A 22502-nucleotide genomic window follows, 5' to 3' on the forward strand; every position below is an offset into this window, starting at 1 on the left:
GAAAGTCATGGAATGACTTGGCGAGTATCAAACACAGTTGCAAGTGTATACCGCGGAGGTGTTGGTAACTTATGGCGCATAAACTCAATAAGCCAAATAGCTCAGTGGCTCGTCGTAACCGCTATAAATTAATGGGGTTACTCATCCTATGCGGCGCTCAGCTCGGCCAAGCGGCTGAAATTAAGATAGGCGTCAGCCTGTCTATCCCGCCCTATGTCATCCAAGCAACCAATAGCGGGATCGAACTCGAATTACTTAACCAAGCCCTCGCCGTTAAAGGCCATACAGCTTCTATCCACTACTTACCACTGGCGCGCACTTTCCATGAACTCAGGGAGGGTAAACTCGATGGCATCATCAACATCAAAGAAGGAATGATTAACAACGTTTTTTATTCCAACGTTGCGATAACCTACCAAAACTGCGCCATCAGCCTCGAGAGTAATCAATTTAACATCAATAGCATAAACGATTTAAACAACAAACAAGTCGTCGCCTTTCAACGTGCATCATCGTTACTGGGGGAAGAGTTTGCCAACATGGTTAAGACCAATAGTGGCTACCAAGAACAAGCGAGGCAAGTGCAGCAGGTTTATATGCTGATGAAACGCAGGGCCGATGTCGTTGTGATGGATAAAAATATTTTCAAATACTACTTAAAGCAGGCCTATCTTGAGGGCAAACTCACTGAGAAAGACTTAAAACAACAGGCGATTTGCCACCAAATATTCCCACCTACAGAATACAAGTTCGCGTTTCTCAGTGAACAAATTCGGGATGATTTTAATGCGGGACTCAAACAAATTACCCAAGATGGTAGCTTAGTGGCTCTGCAGGAAAAGTATCGACGCCTGATGTCATTTGACAATGAAGCCGAGGCGTCGACTAAGTTAACAGAACCTAAAATGATCAAAAATGATTCCTACTAAACTTATCCCATAGTGTTATTTCACCACCAACACAGGGCACTTAGCATACTTAACAATATCCTGTGTAACGTGGGGTTTTAAAAAGTCAGCTAAACCGCTGCTACCATGACTAGCGATAACCACCATGCCCACATCGACGGCTTCCGCTAAAATCTCATCAATAGCATCACCATGGCGCACGACTAACTTAATATTGAGCCCTTCGGTAAGGTTCTGCTGCATTTCCTGCTGCAAACTGTACATTTTTGCATCAACGAAAGCTTTAAGTTCATTTTCCAATGTAGCGGGAATATCGACCGCAATACCATAACAATGGGCGCCACGGGCAGGGCTAGTCACATGCAACAACCGAATATCGACTTGATAAACATTTGCCATTTCAACCGCATATTTTAACGCATGGGCCGCAGTGGATGAAAAATCCGTAGGGCATAACACTTCTTGAGTACGCATAAGCTTATCCATCATTTGAGTTTTTAATTAAGCTAATTATTAAGGCCAAAATACCACTATTTTATAGCAGTTTGCTATGCTTCTTGCGTACCCATTTCAATTAATTATTCTTTATCAATCAAAAAGAAAGGACGCTATAAGCGCCCTTTGGATTTATAGAGTCAAAGCCAGTTACTTAACCACAAGCACAGGACAAGCTGCACCATTCGCCACCGCTTCTGAGACATTGGTGTGTAAAAAATGCGAAATCCCAGTTCGGCCATGGCTAGCAATTACTACCATGCCAATGTCTTTACTGTTGGCCTCTTCTAAAATTTGATAGACAGGATCGCCACGGCGGATCAAGGTAGTAATAGGAAGCTCAGTATTCAATCCATCCAATAGTGCTCGCATTTTAGTTGCCGCCGCTTCCTCCATGCTTTTAGCAAGCTCTTCAGGGGTAATAGATAGAATCATAAAGTTTTCATCACCGTTCGGCTGTTCAACCACATGTAAGATTTTTAGCCCTACATGGTATAGATTAGCCATTTCAATGGCATAACTCAGTGCATGGGCCGCAGTTTCCGAAAAATCTGTGGGCCAGAGTATTTGACCTGTACGCATAATTTGTACTCCTTCTATGGCGCGAATGGATTGCTGGGTGAATCTTTACTGTGCTGCTATAACGCCCGATTTAGCGCATTGGCAGACCACAAACTTCATCTCACAACCTTAGTCTCTCAGCCAAGCAACAGCATCGCCATTATCAACAAAAAACCTTACCTCAGCAGGCGTAAACCAGTTTGCCAATTTAGCCAATACTTCCTGCAAAGTCGTCTTACCGACGATGGCTATTTTCTCGAAATGACGAATATGCTTCACCCCAAGTTTGAGATCGTCCCAAGCAGCCTGTAGTTCCAAGCCTTCCAACTCGGTGACATCTACCAAGGCGAATATATCAGGATCTTTCACCCCAGCTAATGCAGACTCCAACACAGGCACCATCATTTCGTAGTCTTGATGAGTTAAGGTACCGATAGCTTTAAAGGTAACGAAAAAATCATCATCACCATAACGCTCAATACCAATCGAAATTCCGTGCTTTAACAATGCCATACATACTCCTTATGTAACAACCCTTGATTTAGTGTAAAAGCTAACGCCACAACAAGCCGTGATCTTGCTCAAAAATACACCAGATACCTTGCACCATCTCACTAAGCAAGCTAGGATAAACCGACTAATCAGTCGGTACTGATTTAATAAAAGACTCAATCGAGACGATTACTTAAATAAAGTACCGAATAAGACTCAGCCTACCATTTCCCTTGGAGCAACCACTATGAATATGGCCACCGAATACCTTAATACTTCGCCACTGACTCAGTTGCTCCAACGCCAACGCAGCAGTTATCTAGCGGCGCCGAATCCTAATTACGCTACGCGAGTGGAGCAATTAACTCGACTTAAGGCGGCCATACTGCAATTTCAAACACCCTTAGTCGAAGCCCTAAGCCAAGACTACGGCCATAGATCGATTGATGACAGCCTGATCTCAGACATTATGCCTGTCATCAACAACATCAATTACAGCTTGAAAAACCTCAAAAAATGGCTCAAGCCCAGCGCTCGCCATGCGGGCATCTTACTCGCACCCGCCAAAGTCACAGTGCATTATCAACCTTTGGGGGTGATCGGCATTATCGTGCCGTGGAATTTCCCCATCATGCTGTCAATTGGCCCGCTAGTGACTGCCATTGCCGCGGGTAATCATGCCATGCTCAAAATGTCTGAATTTACCCCAGCGACCAACCAAGTGATCAAACGGTTATTGGCACAAGTCTTCGATGAATCCCACGTGGCGGTTGTTGAAGGTGAAGCGGACATTGCTGCCCAATTTTCTGCCCTGCCATTCGATCATTTACTCTTTACAGGCTCGACCACAGTCGGCCGCCATGTGATGCGCGCCGCAGCGAATAATCTCACCCCAGTAACACTCGAATTAGGCGGGAAATCGCCTGTGATTATCGCCCCCGATATGCCGCTTGAGATAGCAGTAGAACGAATGATTTACGGTAAGTGTTTGAATGCCGGACAAATCTGCGTCGCACCTGATTATGTGCTTTGCCCTAAAGCCAAGGTGGATGACTTTATCGCCGCCTACCAAGCTAAGTTTAAGGCCATGTACGGCACCATTAACCACAATAAGGACTATGGCAGCATCATTAATACACGTCAGTTTGACCGCTTGATGACAGTGCTCGAAGACGCCAAAGCAAAAGGTGCCCGTGTTATTTCAGCAACTGACGAAGCCATAGATAGCCAACATCGTAAACTCGCAACTCAGTTGATAACTCACACCAGTGAAGACATGCTATTGATGCAAGAGGAGATTTTTGGCCCATTGTTACCGATTATTAGCTACGACACCTTAGATGAAGCGATTCAGTACATCAACCACAGAGCCAGACCCTTAGCGCTTTATATGATGAGTTTCGATGAGCCAACTCAGCAAAAGATCCTCCAGCAGACCCATTCTGGCGGTGTTTGTATCAATGAAACCGTGTTTCATGTCGCCGCCGACGATGCGCCCTTTGGCGGAATAGGCCCGTCGGGCATGGGGCATTACCATGGCAAGGAAGGCTTTTTGACCTTCAGCCACGCTAAAACGGTACTCAGCCGTGGCCGATTCAACACAGGCAAATTTGTTCACCCGCCCTACGGCACTTTTATCCAGCGCATCTTAATGAAGCTATTTTTGCGCTAGTCATTGGGGGATAAATCTTGAATAAACCATCAACAACACAACCCATTAAAACCATGACAGATAAACGCCAAGCTATTCTCGATACTGCCTTAGCGCTCTTTGTCAGCCAAGGATTTCATGGCACGTCTACCGCCTCGATTGCAAAACAAGCAGGCGTAGCAACGGGCACCTTGTTCCATCACTTTCCTTCTAAGGAAGCCTTGATGGAATCTTTGTTTCTTACCATAAAACAAGAATTTGCCGATGCCTTACTATTAAACACCCATAAGGGCAGCGATCTTAAACACAATGCCCTACAACTATGGCAAAGTGCGATAGATTGGTCGCTGGATAACCCTGTCAAACAACTGTTTTTTCAGCAATATTCAATGTCGCCCATGATTGCTGCTAAGGTGCGCGATCAAGCCATGAATAGCATCTTAGGCTTTATTAGCGAACTCATTAAGCAGGGACAAATGATGGGGCTAATCGCCCATTATCCAGTGGAATTGATGCTAGAAAACTGCCACGGCCAATATCTAGCAGCAACCCGATTCTTTATCGATAATCCGCACTTGGGGACTGATAGAACATACCGCGATGCCAGTTTTGAACTGTTTTGGAAGGCCATGCAAGCGGACTAAAATAGCCAAATATCAACTGACTGCTGCAATAACTGCAATAACTGCAATAAAAAACCGAGTCAGCTTAACTGGCTCGGTTTTCTTTTTTGCTATCGCGACTAAGTGCTAAAGCAGAAGTCTGCTTTGCTCTAGCATCTAATACCGGCTTTCAGGCACCTAGCCCTGACTCAACTCCTGGGCTTTTTCTGCTGGCTGCGCCACTTGAGTTGGGCTCCAGTAACCTTGTTTGATACCCTTATCAATCAGCTCAGCGACCGCCAATTCAATGGCTTGTAATACGCAAAATTGCACTGGCTCATTGGTAGTAAAACCGACTTCAGCCTCAGCGAGTCGATTTAAACTCGTGTAACGGAATAAGCCCGCACGCATTTCTTGGGATAAAACACGTTTGCTGGTTGAGACCGACATCATGACCTTACCTGTGTGTACATCCACGGCGCGTAGATAAATGGTCACCAGATCTTCACGGTACATTTCAGAGGCGCCAATGCCGTAGTATTCGACACCGCTACCGCCTGTGCTAGTGTTGGTCTCATAACTAATCACCCCACCTTCGAGTAACAATCTGGCGGTGGATAATACGGGCACTTCATCGCCCTTAGTACCGCTCTGCTTGTTGCTGATCTTACGCTCGGTAAGCAAATTTTGTAGCCCTTCACGCTCAACGGGTGTAAACCATTTAGAGTCGAGCAAAGTCTGCATCAACATCGATGTTGCGCCCTGAGTTACCGCGGTCGAAAACGAACTCACGTTAGCCTGCGGCTTATATTGGCCAGTTTGATCTCGAAAGGAATACACGGCCACAGGGATAGGAAACTTAGGTCCTGGTTGAGTTTGCAGCCCACGCATCACCTCACTCAAGGGGTTCACCTCGGCAGCCGTGATATTTAAATCGGGTTTGGAGATCAGGCTACAGGCCGACACACTTAGCAGTAATAAACTCACTAACACTAGACGGGCCATTAGTTGACTCCTCCGAATGTCGGCATTTCAATCACAGTGACTTCACCGGTTTCAGTATTAGTAATAGTTAGCATCACGCCATTTCCCGTAGAAGCCACTTCAATCCGAAAATCACCGGTATCGTAAACACCATCGGTAATTTCACCATCAGCAACACCGCGGGTGATTGAGTTAATGATATTACGTTCTAGGGATTCTTTAAAACGGGTGACAAAGTCCTTCTCGGTCGAGGTAGATTTATTGTCATTCTGGGCTTGGGCTTTATTTAATAGAAAAGCCCCATTTTGTGGATTGCCGCCAAAACTGGGATTCACTGGCGTATAAATCAATTCAGTGGCTTGGCCACTGCTTGCCACACATAGCGTGACAAGAGCAAGTAACGTCCTGTATGTCATTATTATTATCCTAAAAGTCGTCCGATGTTCCTGAAAAATCACCTGTTATTGCATTGGCTCTGACTTGCGCTAAATAATCAATCGTAAGCAAAATCGCCTGCTCTGCGCTCTCTTTAATCGGATTTGCACGACGACCAAAATGGGTGGTGTAAATCCGAGTCCCGTTTACCTCTAAGGTTAAAACGGTTCCAGCCTGTGGAAACACTGTCTCATACAGAGTGACGTTAAAGCCTTGGGTAAAGGGCAGTTCGCGCCAATAGCTTGAGTAGTAAAAGCCAAAGTCCTTACCAAACCGAGTCAAGGTTCTATCTATTACTAAGCCACTAATTTCAATGTCGTTATCGGCAATAGTGATAGGGGAAGCCAGCAGCAGGAATGGACATAAAACGTAAGTAAGCAGACGCTGTTTTAACTGTTTCACTTATCCCTCCTTAACCTTTTTAATCGAACCTTAAAAACCGCGCTAACCTCTGTTAGAACAAGGTGAGTTTTAACGCAAATTTTCGATAAAACAGGTTAACAGGGTTAAAGATCTCCCGTCATTACGCTGGGGGGCAAATTAGCCCGAAGAGCTAAGGTAAAAAGGCAAAAATAGCCCATTTGGCTAATACGCCAAGAGGCAGTTGAGGATAGGAGTTATGCTTTAAACAAGCGGATAAGATAAGCAATAAAAATGCGACTTAAGAGTCGCATTACGGTGTTGATTCAAAACGCTAGCATTATTGTGGCAACCATAGTCGAACCAACAGGCCACCGTCACTGCGATTATGCATGCTAATACTGCCATCATGGGCTTCGATAATTTCACGGCACAAAGGTAAACCTAAGCCTGTACCCGATTGTTTTGTTGAGTAAAACGGCAGTAGCGCCTGCTCTAATACTTCACCAGACATACCTGCGCCGCGATCCTCAATCACAATACTAAAACCTCCACCATCCACTAAGGTTTGATACCGAATCGATAGAGTGACATCCTCGGGGTTTGAGCCAGATTCATGGGCGTTTTTAAGTAAATTGAGGAGCACTTGCTCCATCTGTCCTTGGTCGAAATAGCCATCGACCTCAGGTAACTCATGAGTAAGTTTAAAGGGATAATGCTGAGTTAACTGGGCAGTAAATTGCGTCCAATTCACCTGACGCCGTTGCGGGAGCGGCAACTTAGCAAAACGGGCATAGTTGAAGATAAACTGGCTTAGATGACTGGTGCGATTCTCGATAGTATCGAAAATCAAAGTTAACTTCGGATTATCAATATCTTTGGTGAGCAGTCGGCCGGAGTTCACCATAGAGGCGATGGGCGCGACTGAGTTATTGAGTTCATGGCTAATAATGCGGATGACTTTTTTCCATACTGCCACCTCTTGACGATTGAGCTCGCGGGTCATCTGCTTGAGCAAAATCAAGTTATGCTGTTGGTTATTCAATAAAAAATGACCACGACTTAAATACCAAGTTTCCACATCATCTTCACCCATGGCGAAGAGTCCGTTCTTTTCATGTTTAAGCGCTAAGGCCAATACTTCGGGCAAATCCACCAGCAATTCATCTAAGCTCAAGCCTTCCATTCTGCCCTTTTTATGGAATAGGTGACGCGCCGCATCATTGGCGTAAATGAGCCGCTGATGATCGTCCAGTAACAACATCACATTGGGAGAACTTTGAATCACCTTATCCAGTAATAACTCCCGCTGGTAAATGTACTGCCTTTCTTGGCGCAATTTTGCCGCCGAATGGTTAAATAACTGCGCTAAGGTTTTGAGCTGACCTTCGCCATGTTCAGGAATACTCACACTAAAGTCATTATCACTAAAATTTAGCAAGCCGACTTCAAGGGAATCTAAACTGCGGCCGAGATGTCGAGTCAACCAAGCAATACCTAAACCACAGACAGCACAAGCGAGAAGCAACACGATCAAACCTTCACCTAAGGTCAAACTCGAGACACGCTCTCCCTTAGCTATATCAGCGGATATCGCAGGAGATACAGGTGCTTTGGGCGGTAAAATGGATAGCGGTTCTATACGTAAAGGCTCAACCACATGAGGAATAGAATTAAACAGCCCTTCTTTAAGTTGTTCTAACTTGAAGAGTTTTATTTGTAACTGCTCTTGTTTAAGTTGTTCAAGCTTTTGCAGCTCGGCTTTAATCTGCTCGGCCCTCTGGTGCGCTTGCATCGCCGCAGCCTCCTGCAATTGCTCACTATTGTTAAGGGCGAGTTCGATGGAGGCGACCGTTTTCTCAAGCTCCGCAAAATCCAGTTGCACATTCACATCAGGGATTTCAATCGTGTTAGACGTGGCAACAGACGAGGCATAGGGCGAGATATACTTCACCAAAGCAAAACTCAGCAAGACGCCAAAGGCGCAGCAAGCCATTGAAAAAATGATAATTTTAGTTCGAATTAACACTCAGATTCCTTAATCGATAGCCTTTACCCTAGCATCTGCACTTAGCCTATGACTTATCTAAACCAAACTTGTCCATCCGCCGATACAGCGCTTGGCGACTGAGTCCAAGCGCTTTTGCCACCCGAGCAATTACGCCATGATGCTGTTTTAGCGCCGCTTCGATATCTTCTCGGCTCACGTCTATCGCCTCATTGGTATCTGACACTTGGGCACGAACAGACTCATGATAAAATGCGGTATTTACGGGGATGGAAGCGGGCGAATAAACAGGTAGAGGATCAGAGTGTCTCAAGCCAGATAGCCGCGACTCAGATACAGCCGAAACACTGGAAGCAGATTTGATGACACTCGCAACAGGTGCCAAACCAAAGTCAGCCTCAGCCAGCACATGGCTTTGCGCCAACAATACCGCTCGCTTACAGGCATTTTCAAGCTCGCGCACATTTCCCGGCCAGCGGTGCTGTAATAACGCCTGCAACGCGGGTTTACTCAAGCTAAAATCGCTGCCGATAAAATGCTGTACTAAAGGTAAAATATCATCGATGCGTTGATTGAGCGGTGGCAATGCCAGTTCAATCACGTTTAAGCGGTAAAACAAATCCTCACGGAATCGCCCTTCAGCGATATCTTGGGCCAGATCCGCATTGGTCGCACTGATCACCCGCACTTTTACTTTCTGGGTTTTATGGCTACCTAAGCGTTCAAATTCGCCGGTTTGTAGCACCCGCAATAATTTCACTTGCCCAGACAAAGGTAAATTGCCAATTTCATCTAAAAACAGCGTGCCGCCGTCTGCCGCTTCGAAACGGCCAATACGCGCTTTAGTCGCGCCAGTAAAAGCGCCCGCCTCGGCACCAAACAGCTCGGCCTCTAATAAATCCATCGGCAAGGCGCCGACATTAACCTTAATAAAAGGTTTGTTTTTTAAGGGTGAATTGGCGTGGAGAATATCGGCAAGCTTGTCTTTACCAGCGCCATTGGGGCCAGTGATCAAGACCGACACATCGGAGCGCGCCAGTTGCAAGGCTAAGTCAATACAACGCTGCATAGCACCGCTACCAAAGACAATACCGCAGAGATCCGCATCGGCGATCGCCACTTGGCGTTGATGATTCACCCGCTCCAAGCGGTGGTTAGCACGGGAGAGTTTATAAAGCGCAATCAGATTAGTGATGCTATTGAGTAGCTTAGCGTCATCCCAAGGTTTGCCCATATAATCGGCAGCGCCCGCTTTGACTAATTCAACTGCGGTTTCGAGTTGGGTCCATGCCGTCATCAAAATAATCGGCAGATCGCCTTGGCATTCACGCAGGGCGTAAAACAGCTGCTTGCCTTCCTCGCCCGACGTGGTATCCCGAGTAAAGTTCATATCTTGAATCACTAAATCCACATCTTGCGTCGTCAATAACCCAAGGGCGTCCTCTGGGCTGTGACAAATCAGCACCCGATAATCATTGAGTTCTAGCATCAAACCTAGGGCTTGGCAGATGGCATGATTGTCATCGACGATAAGGATAGTATCCATAAGTGTGAGTGTTGTCCTAAGTAAAACTGTTAACCGTAAAGTAACAAAAAGTGCAATAACATCCTATTGTTATCGCACTTTTGTCGAGCTTTTATCGTACCTTGAGTGACATCAAATATTCCGCTATACGCTGCGAGTTGCGGTTGCTGGCGAAATATTTGCCGCCTTACGCGCTGGTAAGTAAACCGCTAACGTGGTGACAATAAACAAACCTGCCACAGTAATTAGTGGGTAGCTTAAGTCCAACATAGGCAAGCTATAGATTTTCATTAACTGTTGGCCTAACTGTATCGCTAACAAGCCGCCAAGCACGCCTCCCGCTAAGCAAATCAAATAATTCTCCACGAGGAAGTAACTGATAATATCGCGCTTTTTAGCACCCAATGCGCGGCGGGTACCTATCTGCTTAGTGCGGCGCTGGATATTAAACATCACCATGCCCGTTAAACCGAGCGAGGTGATAAGCAATAACAACACCACCATCATAGTTAACACAGTAATCATCAATTTATGATCGCGATATGAACTATCTTTTAAGGCCTCGATTGACTTAAAGCCATCGAGCACTCGGTTTGGATTCTCGGCCAGCAGCGCTTTTTTTATCGCGTCTTTAAGCTCGGCGTGAAACTCAGGTTTGGCCCGTACCATGTAAGAACTGCTGCCATAATCCACATTTTGAATCACACTATTTTCAAGGCTAGAACTGTCGATCCACGCGCCTTGTAGTTTTTCGACTACGCCAATCACAGTGATCTGTGCATCCTTGCCCTCGTACAACACTTTGCCAAGTGCTGATTCATCAGGCCAAATGGCTTTGGCTAACACACTGGAGATGATCGCTAATCGGCTAGGGCTATCGAGGTTATCCTTAAGTTCATGGGGGTAAAAGTTACGCCCCTCAATCAGCTTAATTCCTAAGGTCTCAATGGTGTGATCTGTCCCTAAATACATGGCAAATTGCGGTGTCGATTTAGCGCTATCTGGGTCGGGGCCCAGATTTAACGTGCTCGACCAGCCGCCACCGCTTAACGGCAACATATTGGTTGAGGTCGCATCAATCACATTGGGCAGCCCCCGCAAAATTTGCTGATCAATTTTGTTTTGCGCGGTTTTATCAATCAATGGATCGAAGTTGAACAAGCTAAAGGTCAAGACTTCTGACTCTTTAATCCCCGAATCACGCTGCATCAGGGCTAAACGCTCTTGAATAATAAAGCTCGCATTCGCCACAATCGCCACAGACAAGATAATCTGAATAAGCAGTAAGACTGGACCGCTTTTACTGCGCAATAAACTGCTGAGAATAGGTTTAATATGCAACATAATGAGTCCCTTACTGGCTTTTAAGATAAACGCTAGGTTTAGTGCGACACACCACCCATGCGGGATACAAGCCAGCCAACAAGGCTGTGCCTACCGCAATACTTGGGGTGATAATCCACATACTCGCCGATAAATGGGTTAAGCCCTTCGCGACCTCAAACTGGGCCGATAACCCATAAAGCGAAGCGTAGGCCCAAGCCAGTCCAAGCAAACCACCGAATAAGCCAATCATGCCCACTTCCACCATATATTGAGCGAAGATTTGACCACGGCTAGCACCAATAGCGCGGCGTACACCCACCTCGGGGGCTCGCTTGAGGAACTTTGTCAGCATTAAACCTAATATATTGACTAAACAAACACTTAAAAACAGCGCACTCAAGCCAACCAAGATTTTATTGTCTTCGGGCACCACATGATTGTATTCAAGCCAAGTTGCCACATCGGATACTTTGACTGAGTCAGCGGCTGATTTATTATCCGTAAAACGGCCCAGGGCTTTTTGCTCCGCCACATAATTGCTGAGCCAAGAACGGTAACTGGCTACTGCGTCTTTATTTGGCAACTCAACCCAATACAGCAACCACACTTTTTCAGAGTTAAGGCGATCGCTGTAACTATTCATCGTCTCAAACTTCCAACCTGACGTGTTACCCCATATATCAAACTCTTCGATAGGCGTCAGCGAAAACGGCACAAAAATTTGTTCCGTGTCGTTAAAGGCACCGTTAGTGGGATCATAATATTTAGGCTTAGGATCCCAAGCATCAATCACCCCAACCACTTGATAAGGTTTACGATTAAGATAGATAACCTTGCCAACACTGTTTTGACCCGCAAACAATTTTTGATTGAGTTTATCGTTAATCACCACTTGATAAGCAGGTTCAGTGTCGACGGATTTATCCCACGCATTACCGTACAAAAATGGCACGTCAAACAGCTTAAAAAAGTCACTGTCCGTCACCCGAATGCTTTCTAAAATAGGCGCAAAATTGGCATCCTCCGTTTGCACTGCCATCCCAGTGCGAAACATCGCAGCTTGGCGTTTAGGTAAGGTATTGTTGCGCAGATTCATCGCGTCTTGATAAGTCACTAACGAGTTTAACTCATCCCAAGAATCAGGGCCTTGGCTCCAAAGCTGTACCGCATTTAACTCATCAGAGCGTTCACCCGCAGGATTAAATGACATCATCTTGTACACGTTTAACGTAGTAATCGTGATACCAATACCAATCGAAATCGCCAACACCATCAACAGCGACAGCACTGGGGTTTTCTTAATGCTGCGCCAAGCTAAATCAACATAATAAAAGAACATAATGCATATCCTTAACGGTCGGCGTTGGCGACAAGTTTGTCGATATCAGTCGCAGCAGTGATGTCACTGACATGGCGATGACCTTGATGATACATAGTAAAGTCACACACTTGACCATCAACAATTTGAATGTTGCGTTGGGCGCGGCGAGCGAGTTCAGGATCGTGCGTCACCATGATAATGGTTGTGCCCGCTTGATTGATATTTTCGAGTAGTTCCATCACTTGACGTGCCATTAGGCTGTCGAGGTTTCCCGTAGGTTCGTCGGCGAGTAGGAAGCGTGGCTCCCCCGCCAAAGCACGAGCAATCGCCACCCTTTGTTGTTGTCCACCCGACAACTGAGTAGGTAAATGTTTAAGCCGTGAAGCTAAGCCCACTTGCTCTAATGCCTCTTGTACACGACGTTGACGCTCCTTGGCATTAAAACCACGATAGCGCAGCGGCACTTCAATATTCTCAGCTAAGTTAAGATCGGGAATTAAGTTAAAACCTTGGAAAATAAAGCCAATTTTCTCATTTCGGATAGTGGCGCTCTTGTTATCGCTCAAGTTAGACACGTTAATCCCATCGAGAAAATAGTCGCCGTGAGTAAAACCTTCGAGTAAACCTGCAATATTTAAAAAGGTGGTTTTACCCGAGCCAGAAGGACCAGTGACTGCGACAAATTCGCCTTCGTTCACCTCGAGGTTAAAATCGCGCAGGGCGTGGGTTTCTACTAAATCCGTTTTAAAAACCTTGCTCACATTCTTCATTGATAACATGTTAATTTCCTTTAAATAATCAAATCTATTTTTGCGCCTAGACTCTGCGTCTACACCTTAGGCATCGACTCATATACGACCGTAATCAGCACACCTTTATCAGCCAAAGAATGGCTCAACGACACACTCTAAAAACCACATAAAAGCGCCCAGCATAAGGTTGGCAGTTTCGGTAGAAACCTCACCCACTTGGCGAAACTCATCCAAAGGATTGCTCCATTCCAACAAATTGAGTCCGAGGAAAAACCAGCTATTGGCCTCACCGATACTTAGTTCCACCGCAACCACCAGTAATAATAAGGCTAGTACTCCAAACATTTTGGATGACATCAACACGCTGATATCAAATTGTTTATCACGCATATCCGGCTCCTATTCTTATCCATGTCGCAGCAGGTTTCGTCATTCACCTTGATCACTGCGCTGTTAAATTCATCAGATTGGTTGTTTAATAATTTACGAATATCGGTCATCAATGAATTCTGACCTGTTCGGCGTGATTAAAGGGGTCGACACTTGAAATAACCCACTCATCTCCGGCTTTGCCACCATCAAGCACTTCGACTTGGCTCAGGCTAGTACTGCCGAGCTTAACCTCACGACGACTGGCTAAATCGCCCTCGATTTGATAAGCCACATTACCTCCACCGCTGGTCATAAAGGCGCCGCGTTTTACCATAAGAACATTGGGTCTGTGCTCTAATAACACTCGGGCCGAGATGCGTTGATTCTGGCGCAGTGTTAGGCTGTCGCTTTGGTCAAATTGCACCCTAGCGGTCACTTCACGGTTACGCACTTCAGGGGAAATTGACGATAACTTGCCCATTAACTTAATACTGCCAAAACTCAACTCGACTTCCATGCCTAAACCCAGATCGTCCGCATAGGACTCAGGCACGGCTAACTCAGCCTCATAGGCGCTTAAATCCACGACGGTTAAAATCGGTTGGTTAGCGCTAAGACGGGTTTTCTGCTCGGTAATCCAGTTACCGATAATGCCGTTAACAGGTGCAACAATATTCAAGGCATCGACTTGACGTTCTAATTCACGCACCGCGAGAGTTTGACGCTCAACTTCTAGGGCTTTATTTTTAATTTCAAAGGTTAACGTATCTTTCGTTAACGCCACTTCTTGCTCTGCATGCTTAAACTTCAGCTTGGCTTTGTGTAAATCATCTTTGCCCTTTTCATAATCAATCTGGCCAATAAGCTGACTTTGAATCAGCTCCTCTCCGCGTCGGCTTTCCCTATCCGCCGCTTCAAGATCGACCGTTGCGATATCTAAGGTTTGATAAGCTTGTAATTGATCGCGTCTTGCATCCAACTTAGCGCGCTCTAATGCACTCTCCATGCCCGCTAATAGGGACTTGGCTTGCGCTAGCTGATTAGTGAGTCTTGGACTATCGAGTTTGGCGACCACATCGCCCTTATTAACAGTATCGCCAGGATTGCTGAGCAGGGTCACAGTGCCTTCCTCAGTGCTATACAAAATAGGCGCATTGGCCGCCACGATTTTACCTGTGGTCGCCACATCGCGGGTTAACGTTCCAACGAAGAGTTTTGCGGTAGTGATGTCGCTGCGGCTTAAGGATTTGCTAACACTATCAGAGCCTAAACTTGCCCACACTAAGGCGCTGACTAATAAGGCGCAACCGCCAATGATCAGCGGTAACTTAAGACGTTTAGAGGTCGATGGCACAAGTACTGTATCTTGGCCGCTAGTATCTTTAATCATGGCTTTACTCGCTTCCCTGTTGGAATCATCAGTGCCGGAACGTATCAACGGACACTATTGGAAATCTCTACCCTAGAGTTAGCAAAGCCTATGCCAAACAAGTAAAATTATTTACTTTCATAACCTTAACAAAAAATCGCAGATGAAAGTGTCCGCGGACACTGGAGTTTAAATCGAAAAGTGTCCGCAGCAGATTAATCAAAAGTGTCCGATGCTAAAAACAGTGACATAGTACGGGCCATGCGGCTAAGCGCTTCAATTACATGTCCTAACAGATTTATTGGCCGAAACAGCCGAGTTTCCCTTTACAGTAAAATCCTTGCCACATAAGATCCCGCCACCCTCGCAGCAAAAACGATCAAAAGACCAAACCCTATGACTACAATAACAATCACTCGCCCAGACGACTGGCATATTCATTTAAGAGACGGCGCCCAGCTGAAAGATACAGTGCGCGACATCAGCCGCTATATGGGCCGCGCCATCGTGATGCCAAACTTAGTGCCCCCCGCTATCGATACCGAAACCGCACTGGCCTATTACGATCGCATTAAAGCGCAAGTGCCCGCGGGCTCACAATTCGAACCTTTGATGGTGTTGTATTTAACCGACAAAACCAGCCCAGATGAAATCCGCAAGGCCAAAGCCTCGGGTAAAATTGTCGCCGCTAAACTCTATCCAGCGGGCGCGACGACTAACTCAGATTCCGGCGTGACCGATGTTAAAAACATCTATCCCGTACTCCAAGCCATGCAAGAAGTCGGTATGCTGTTTTTAGTCCACGGTGAAGTCACAGATTCAGCTATTGATATTTTCGACCGCGAGCGTGTCTTTATTGAAAATATCCTCAGTAAAATTGTCGCCGATTTCCCAGCGCTTAAAATCGTGCTTGAGCATATCACCACCAAAGATGCAGTCGATTTTGTCACTCAAGCCTCAGACAATGTGGCCGCGACTATCACGGCCCACCATTTGCTGTATAACCGTAACCACATGCTGGCTGGCGGTATTCGTCCGCATTTTTACTGCCTGCCGATTTTAAAACGCAACACCCACCAGCAGGCGTTGTTAGGTGCAGCGGCAAGCGGCAGCAAGAAGTTTTTCCTCGGTACAGATTCAGCGCCACACGCCAAGGATAAGAAAGAAGCGGCCTGTGGCTGCGCGGGTTCCTACACGGCTCATGCCGCCATTGAGCTGTACGCCGAAGCATTTGAGTCGGTCAATGCGCTGGATAAACTCGAAGCGTTCGCAAGCTTTAACGGCCCAGACTTTTACCATCTGCCACGCAATACCGATACCATCACGCTGGTCAAAAAGTCATGGGATGTCCCTACAACTTACCCGCTTGGCGATACTAACGTAGTGCCAATTCGTGCTGGAGAAGCCATTGATTGGCAAGTTGAGTAAGCCTTAAGTCTTTAACATCAAGTCGCCTACGGGCGACTTTTTTATCAGATTTTGATTTTTAATCCACAATCGGTCAGTATCCTGCGCTTAGAATACGGCCCTTACTTATCACCTTTTAAGAGAAAATCAGTATGCCCACAAGGATGTTATTCTCCGTTTTATCTTCAAGCCTGTTGCTGACCGCCACGATCTCTTTGCCGACCTTTGCGGCCAATGAACTCACAGGGATCTGGCAGGGACAGTTAGGTAAAAGCAAGGTCAGAATTTGTTTTAATCAATATGGAACAGGCAGTTATTACTATCAACGCTACTTAACGCCGATAAGACTCGAGCAACAAGATGAACTGTGGAAAGAAGAAGGCAATACCGGAAATTGGCTGTTTGATAGTGTCACGCCACAAAAACTGAGCGGCCATTGGTTTAAAGATACCGCGAGTAAATCTTTACCAGTGCAACTTGAGCGAGAAATCAGCCCAGATAAGGTCGAGGATTGTGGTGCCGATGCTTACAATCTACCGCTAGAAACCACGCCAAAACTCAGCCGAGGTAAATGGCAAAGCTACGAAAATATTGAGTATCGCCCGCTGACTTTTGGCACAGATGTGGGTATCGAATTTAAAGGCCCACAAACGGGTATATTGGCAATTAATCAATGGCTTGAACATAAGCTCACCGATGAAGTCCAACTAGCACAAACCTTTGACACTCGCCGCAGAATGCTGGCACAAATGGGCAGTTTTGTAACTGACGAAACCTTTGCCGAACCGATTTTTATTAATCAGCATTGGCTCAGTGTGCGCCTATATCGCTGGGCGGCAGGTTATGGCGCCAATGGTATCAGCCAAGAATTTGTGAGTTTCTCCCTTACCGACGGCAAACCTTTCCACCCGTGGCAGTGGTTTCTCGCCGATACGCAACCACAAAGTATGCTCGTGGGTATGAGTCATCCTTTACCCCCTGCATTAAGGGACAAATTGTTTGCTGGCAAAGCACCGGACGCAGAATGCCCCACATCAGACGGCTCAGGATATTACCAACTCACCCTTGAGCAAAAGGGGATCAAATTCTGGGAAACGCCCCGCGGCGATGGATGCGAGCAAGAGTTTGTCCTCAGCCCGCAAGAAGCCATGCCCTATGCCACCCAATGGGGAAAAACACAGCTTAAGCTATTAGAATAGTGTACTTAACTGAAAAAATATTAGAGGGAAAGAAAGCTGTCATGGCGATGATGCCTAACTGCCAGTTCGCCATCCCTGACTCTCGTTCGTAACGTTGCTACACAGCACTCACCCTAGCGAAGTTACAGGTATTGATTAGTAGCTTCGCCGGGAGTTGGCATATTTCTGATGCTTAACATGACCAGTTATTAAGTGGAATTTAAAAGTGTGTCTAGTCCGAATATAAATTAAGCAAGATAGACGATAGATGAATCAATCTTGCAGAATCACAAAGGTCAGCTACATTTGAGCCTAAAATACAAAATGCTCAATGAGTTACATTGAGCATTTTAGCTAAAATAAATGGCAGCCTATATCAGAAGTAATCAGACTTTCTACCACATTTAAATATTAGGCACAGCTACAGCATTCGCGGCACGTGTCTCACGTTTGTTTACCATCGAAATAAACACTAAGCCAAGCACTGGGACAATCACTGCTGCATAAGGGATCATGCCTGCGCCCATCTGACTATCCAGCACCATACCCCCTAAGAATCCACCGAATGCATTAGCTAGGTTAAAGGCTGAAATATTAGCGGTTGCTGCCAACTCTTGGCCTTCACCACCGTGATTCATTACCCGTAACTGCATCGCAGGAACATTAGCAAACGAAGCGATACCAAAGACAAAAACGGCAATCACAAACATCACTTTGCTGTCCAGCGCGAAACCAACCAGTAGCAGCGACACTATCATAGCTATCGCCCAAAACATCGACGATTTCTGCAGGTTTTTATCCGATGAACGCCCACCTAAAGTGTTACCCAATATCAAACCTAAGCCGACGATAACTAAAATCCACGTTACTGCATGTTCACTAAAACCCGTAATGTGCATCGCAATTGGCGCAATATAACCGTAAACAGTCATAAAACCGGACCAAGCAAATACAGTGATAGCAAGACTAATCAACAACATAGGGTTTTTAAACGCTCGCAGCTGAGCCGAAACATTTTTCGCTTCACCATGGCCGGTCGCATTAATAAACTTGAAGATAGACGCGATTGAGATAACGCCCAATATCGCGACTGTGATAAAGGTGGTTTGCCAACCAAATTGCAGGCCAATCCAAGTGCCACCTGGTACACCCAATACGTTCGCTAAGGTTAAACCCGCAAACATCTGACCCACAGCACGTCCGGCCATTTTTTCAGATACCAAACTGGTCGCCACTACGGCACCTATGCCATAAAATGGGCCTTGAACTAAGCCAGTAATCACTCGGCTAATCATCAGCAAGGTGTAATTGGGGGCAAATGCCGACAGCAAATTACCCAAGATAAACAGCACCATTAAGCTGGTCAGTACGGTTTTTTTATTGAACCGCGCCAAGTAAATCGTGAGGATGGGACCACCAAACACAATTGCCAATGCATAGGCGCTGATCAAATACCCTGCCTGACCTTCACTAATAGACAAAGACGTGGCAATTTGTGGCAGGATACCAGCAATCACAAACTCTGCGGTGCCAATTGCAAACGCTGCTAGCGTTAGTATCCACACTTGTAACGGCATTTTTTCCTTGTTCATTGTAATCTCGCTTATTTCAAATTTTGTGTAGGGAACATACCGGCGATGTGTTATCAGCTCGGTGCAATAATGGGTAAAAGCACTATTTATTCAGCGCATTAGTTAATCAGCGCGCCACCATCAACATCGATAATGGCGCCAGTCATAAAGCTGTTGTTAATGGCAAGGTAATAGGCCATAGCGATATCACTCGGCTCACCCACTTTTGCCACAGGCAATGTGGTTTTGGCTTGTTCGTACATCGCCGTTTGCGCAGGCATTGACCCGGTTCTTGTTAATCCAGGGCTAACGGCGTTGACTCTAATGGGGGCAAGCTCTTTAGCGAGCACCTTAGTAAAGGCTTCTAAGGCGGCGTTCATTGTGCTTTTAACATAGGTATTAGCGACCACTTTTCGTGACAGCATCCCAGTGGTTAGTGTGATAGAACCACCTTGTTTAATGTAACGAACCGCCTGTTTTGTAGCATTGATTGAACCCCAAAACTTAGTGTCAAAAGCCGCTTTAGCTTGTTGAATATCGACATCAACGACCTTGCCAGCTGGCGCAGAAGAACCCGCGGTGATCACTAAGTGATCGAACGCACCAATGGATTCAAAAAATCGATTTACCGATTGTTCGTCCTCCACATCTATGCCTGTTTGACGACTGGCGACATGGACAATCTGGTTGTCTACCGTTAGCTGCCTAGCAAGCGCAGCCCCTATTCCTGATGTTCCGCCGATGATGACAACCACAGCTTTATCGCTATTGCTCTGATTGCTAATCTGATTACTGATATGGCTGCTCATGTGACTACTCTCTGTACTGCTGATTGGTTAGTAGAGCCAGTATATTCATTCGACATATTTTGATAATTGATTAATATATGAATTCATTATTCAGCCCAGACAAACAATAGAAGTGAAAATGGATAAATTTTCAGATATGGCGCTGTTTATCAGCATAGTGAAACATCAAGGGTTGGCAGCGGCGGGTCGCGAGCTCGGACTTTCTCCAGCAACCGTCACGGCGCGCTTACAAGCACTTGAAGAACGCTACGGGGTTAAGCTGCTCAATCGAAGTACTCGACATCTGTCACTCACAGACTCTGGGGCCCTGTATCACCAAGCATGCTTGGGGATTATCGAAAATGTAAAAGAAACCGAAAATTTGCTGCAGAATGGGGTAAAAGAGGTCAAAGGCACCTTAAAAATTGCTGCGCCAAAAGATATAGGCAAACAATATATACTGCCGATTTTGTCCGCCTTCACCGACCGCTACCCCGATATCGTTCCCTATCTGTATCTCAATGATAATTTGTCTAATATTGCCGAATCGGGCATAGATGTCGTTATTCGCTACGGTGATTTAACTGACAGCAATCTGATTTTAAGGCGGCTCGCACCAAGTCGACGGGTGCTGTGCGCATCCCCAGAATACCTTGCGCGTAAAGGCACTCCCGTTAAACCGCAAGACCTCAACCATCATGATTGCCTCGCTATGCTGCGCAGTAATGAAGAGCTCAAAACTTGGCACTTTCAAGACCAAGAAGGCCGCAACTCAGTCACTGTCACCCCAAAACGGTTTTCTGATGATGGTGAAGTGATCCGTTGCTGGGCATTAGAAGGTGCGGGGATCGCGTTAAAATCACTGCTCGATGTGCAAAATGACATTAATCAGCAACGCTTAGTGACAGTATTAAATGGCTACATGAAAAACTTTAATAGCTCGACCACAGTTTCAAGTGCCGACCTCAACGTGGTATACATCAGCCGCCAATATCAGCCCAAACGACTGCGATTATTCTTAGATTTTCTGTTCGAACAATTTGAAAAGCAGCTGGATCATTAATCGCTAAACGTCGATCAAACGGGGCAACTGCATCAACCAATAGACGCAAAGTATTTTATCGATGTGATCAACTGTATTTTAACGCATCACCTCGCAAGGATTACGTGTAAACAGCGCATGGCATATGCCCCGCAATGTAAGCAGCAATAGCAGTAAGGTCATTACGGCTAAACCCGGCATAGAATTAAATGTACTTTTGCCCAATAGAAAATTGCTAAGCACCCTCTACAATTAACCATCAGCTCACACTGCAAACTAGCAATGAGCGATTAACAACTTGATACTAACGAGGGAACTCATGAACACTAAAATCATCATCACAGCAAGCATTGCACTATTAATATCGGCAAATAGCTACGCCATTAACGACGAATATCGCAAGTTACTCGAGCGCTCTGGCTGCACCCAAATGTCAGAAGCCCAAGGCTGCGATATCCACAAAACCAAAGAGGAAAATGCTAAGGCAAGCGCCATGTCCCAAACCGCAGATGACGCTAAGGTAATCATTCCCAATGCCCGACAATGGCTTGCAACCGCCAGCTCAGGCGCGACGGTTGCCAACATTCAAATCGATGATAAAAATCAGGTTTGGGTTAATGGTAAACACGTAAAATCGAGCCATAGTGATGGCGCAATCAAATTCAAACAAGGCATGGTGGAGTTCACCATTTATCCTGATGCAAGCATGAATAAAGACAGCTCGTGGATTGATACTGATGCAGGAACTCAAGGCTCAATTACCGCGAAGTAACATTCAGTAGATGTCTAACAACAATGTGCTGAGCCATCGTTGTTGGGCAAACGCATTAGTGAGATTAAAGATTATCTCTTTGAAGTGATGGTGTTTGAGATTAATGATGAGTTGATTCAAGCCATATGGAGTTTTGCAACCAATTGATTGGTTATTTTATAATTTTAAAAAAGTCAAAGTCGTGTGAGCTTGACCTATGATGTTAAATCAAGAGCCAACCAAGAGGGAATTAACAGCAACTCCCTCTTTAAGAGAGTGATTAGTTCTTTATTTTGTATGCATAAAATTAATCACTTACATTCCAGTGACACGCCATAAACTCGTCCCTGAGGGCTCAACGGCGGCATCCATGCCGCCAACGGTCACTTACATGCAAGTGCTTAATTTCGTCAACACTTGAGTAGTCTGTAGCTAAATGACTCACTGTCACCATAAAGCCCTTAGTAACCAGTCTCATACGCCAATAAAAATCGCCTAACTGTTCAGATGGCACATCCATGTGCCCCGAGCCTGCGCCATCATCCGTGATGTCACCACGGCATTTTTATCTCAGCATTTCAACAACCTCGCAGGGAACAGGTGT

At 45.8% G+C, this 22502-nt stretch carries 22 protein-coding genes; 7 read left to right on the forward strand and 15 right to left on the reverse strand.

Translation table 11 applies throughout. The annotated features are described in order from the left end of the window. Positions 1 to 71: 71 nt before the first annotated feature. The gene (locus GWI56_RS00190; RefSeq protein WP_173243155.1) at positions 72 to 929 is read left to right on the forward strand and encodes a transporter substrate-binding domain-containing protein; all 858 of its coding nucleotides are present in this window, start codon (positions 72 to 74) and stop codon (positions 927 to 929) included. Between the two features lie 15 nt (positions 930 to 944). Here GWI56_RS00190 and GWI56_RS00195 read toward each other — a convergent pair whose 3' ends face one another. From GWI56_RS00195 to GWI56_RS00205, 3 genes are all read right to left on the reverse strand, one after another. Then, positions 945 to 1382, reverse strand: a complete 438-nt coding sequence (locus GWI56_RS00195) for a universal stress protein (RefSeq protein ID WP_198571791.1) — start codon at positions 1380 to 1382, stop codon at positions 945 to 947. Positions 1383 to 1553: 171 nt separating this feature from the next. Beyond that, positions 1554 to 1985: a universal stress protein gene (locus tag GWI56_RS00200; RefSeq protein WP_198571792.1), complete on the reverse strand. Its 432-nt coding sequence runs from the start codon at positions 1983 to 1985 to the stop codon at positions 1554 to 1556. 108 nt (positions 1986 to 2093) lie between these two features. Further along, the gene (locus GWI56_RS00205; protein ID WP_028761699.1) at positions 2094 to 2477 is read right to left on the reverse strand and encodes an STAS/SEC14 domain-containing protein; all 384 of its coding nucleotides are present in this window, start codon (positions 2475 to 2477) and stop codon (positions 2094 to 2096) included. A gap of 226 nt (positions 2478 to 2703) precedes the next feature. Between GWI56_RS00205 and GWI56_RS00210 the strand changes: the two genes are divergently transcribed. Then, positions 2704 to 4128, forward strand: coding sequence for a coniferyl aldehyde dehydrogenase (locus GWI56_RS00210; protein WP_198571793.1), 1425 nt, complete (start codon positions 2704 to 2706; stop codon positions 4126 to 4128). Positions 4129 to 4145: 17 nt separating this feature from the next. Continuing rightward, complete coding sequence (locus GWI56_RS00215; protein ID WP_198571794.1) at positions 4146 to 4751, forward strand: TetR/AcrR family transcriptional regulator; 606 nt, start codon at positions 4146 to 4148, stop codon at positions 4749 to 4751. 156 nt (positions 4752 to 4907) lie between these two features. On the opposite strand, the gene GWI56_RS00220 is transcribed toward GWI56_RS00215, so the two are convergent. From GWI56_RS00220 to GWI56_RS00265, 10 genes are all read right to left on the reverse strand, one after another. Beyond that, positions 4908 to 5714 (reverse strand): CsgG/HfaB family protein, encoded by an 807-nt coding sequence (locus tag GWI56_RS00220; RefSeq protein ID WP_105251644.1) that lies wholly within the window; start codon positions 5712 to 5714, stop codon positions 4908 to 4910. Then, positions 5714 to 6109 (reverse strand): curli assembly protein CsgF, encoded by a 396-nt coding sequence (locus GWI56_RS00225; protein ID WP_106649655.1) that lies wholly within the window; start codon positions 6107 to 6109, stop codon positions 5714 to 5716. Before GWI56_RS00225 ends, GWI56_RS00220 begins: the two co-directional genes overlap by 1 nt. 10 nt (positions 6110 to 6119) lie before the next feature. Then, positions 6120 to 6530 (reverse strand): curli production assembly/transport protein CsgE, encoded by a 411-nt coding sequence (locus GWI56_RS00230; RefSeq protein ID WP_131523186.1) that lies wholly within the window; start codon positions 6528 to 6530, stop codon positions 6120 to 6122. Positions 6531 to 6828: 298 nt separating this feature from the next. Next, positions 6829 to 8517: an ATP-binding protein gene (locus GWI56_RS00235; protein WP_198571795.1), complete on the reverse strand. Its 1689-nt coding sequence runs from the start codon at positions 8515 to 8517 to the stop codon at positions 6829 to 6831. Between the two features lie 46 nt (positions 8518 to 8563). After that, the gene (locus GWI56_RS00240) at positions 8564 to 10042 is read right to left on the reverse strand and encodes a sigma-54 dependent transcriptional regulator (protein ID WP_198571796.1); all 1479 of its coding nucleotides are present in this window, start codon (positions 10040 to 10042) and stop codon (positions 8564 to 8566) included. 123 nt (positions 10043 to 10165) lie between these two features. Next, the gene (locus tag GWI56_RS00245; protein ID WP_028761693.1) at positions 10166 to 11365 is read right to left on the reverse strand and encodes an FtsX-like permease family protein; all 1200 of its coding nucleotides are present in this window, start codon (positions 11363 to 11365) and stop codon (positions 10166 to 10168) included. A gap of 10 nt (positions 11366 to 11375) precedes the next feature. After that, positions 11376 to 12686 (reverse strand): ABC transporter permease, encoded by a 1311-nt coding sequence (locus GWI56_RS00250; protein WP_198571797.1) that lies wholly within the window; start codon positions 12684 to 12686, stop codon positions 11376 to 11378. An 11-nt stretch (positions 12687 to 12697) separates the two neighbouring features. After that, positions 12698 to 13447, reverse strand: a complete 750-nt coding sequence (locus GWI56_RS00255; protein ID WP_028761691.1) for an ABC transporter ATP-binding protein — start codon at positions 13445 to 13447, stop codon at positions 12698 to 12700. Between the two features lie 99 nt (positions 13448 to 13546). Beyond that, the gene (locus tag GWI56_RS00260) at positions 13547 to 13810 is read right to left on the reverse strand and encodes a hypothetical protein (protein ID WP_028761690.1); all 264 of its coding nucleotides are present in this window, start codon (positions 13808 to 13810) and stop codon (positions 13547 to 13549) included. A 109-nt stretch (positions 13811 to 13919) separates the two neighbouring features. After that, positions 13920 to 15182 (reverse strand): HlyD family efflux transporter periplasmic adaptor subunit, encoded by a 1263-nt coding sequence (locus GWI56_RS00265; protein ID WP_198571798.1) that lies wholly within the window; start codon positions 15180 to 15182, stop codon positions 13920 to 13922. Positions 15183 to 15557: 375 nt separating this feature from the next. Here GWI56_RS00265 and pyrC point away from each other — a divergent pair, with 375 nt between their 5' ends. Together pyrC and GWI56_RS00275 are read left to right on the forward strand one after the other, a co-directional pair. Further along, entirely contained in the window at positions 15558 to 16589 is a 1032-nt protein-coding gene (gene pyrC / locus GWI56_RS00270) for a dihydroorotase (protein WP_198571799.1), read from the forward strand. Between the two features lie 131 nt (positions 16590 to 16720). After that, a complete protein-coding gene (locus GWI56_RS00275) occupies positions 16721 to 17767 on the forward strand; it encodes a hypothetical protein (RefSeq protein ID WP_198571800.1) in 1047 nt (348 codons plus the stop codon). A 383-nt stretch (positions 17768 to 18150) separates the two neighbouring features. On the opposite strand, the gene GWI56_RS00280 is transcribed toward GWI56_RS00275, so the two are convergent. Further along, positions 18151 to 19338, reverse strand: coding sequence for an MFS transporter (locus GWI56_RS00280; protein ID WP_198571801.1), 1188 nt, complete (start codon positions 19336 to 19338; stop codon positions 18151 to 18153). A gap of 98 nt (positions 19339 to 19436) precedes the next feature. Next, a complete protein-coding gene (locus GWI56_RS00285) occupies positions 19437 to 20126 on the reverse strand; it encodes an SDR family oxidoreductase (protein ID WP_198571802.1) in 690 nt (229 codons plus the stop codon). A 118-nt stretch (positions 20127 to 20244) separates the two neighbouring features. On the opposite strand from GWI56_RS00285, the gene GWI56_RS00290 reads away from it, so the two are divergent. Further along, a complete protein-coding gene (locus GWI56_RS00290) occupies positions 20245 to 21168 on the forward strand; it encodes a LysR family transcriptional regulator (protein WP_198571803.1) in 924 nt (307 codons plus the stop codon). Between the two features lie 298 nt (positions 21169 to 21466). Beyond that, positions 21467 to 21919: a hypothetical protein gene (locus GWI56_RS00295; RefSeq protein ID WP_028761683.1), complete on the forward strand. Its 453-nt coding sequence runs from the start codon at positions 21467 to 21469 to the stop codon at positions 21917 to 21919. The last annotated feature ends 583 nt before the right edge of the window (positions 21920 to 22502 follow it).

The organism is Shewanella sp. DW31, from assembly GCF_015767295.1.
GTDB classification, from domain to species: Bacteria; Pseudomonadota; Gammaproteobacteria; order Enterobacterales; family Shewanellaceae; genus Shewanella; species Shewanella oncorhynchi.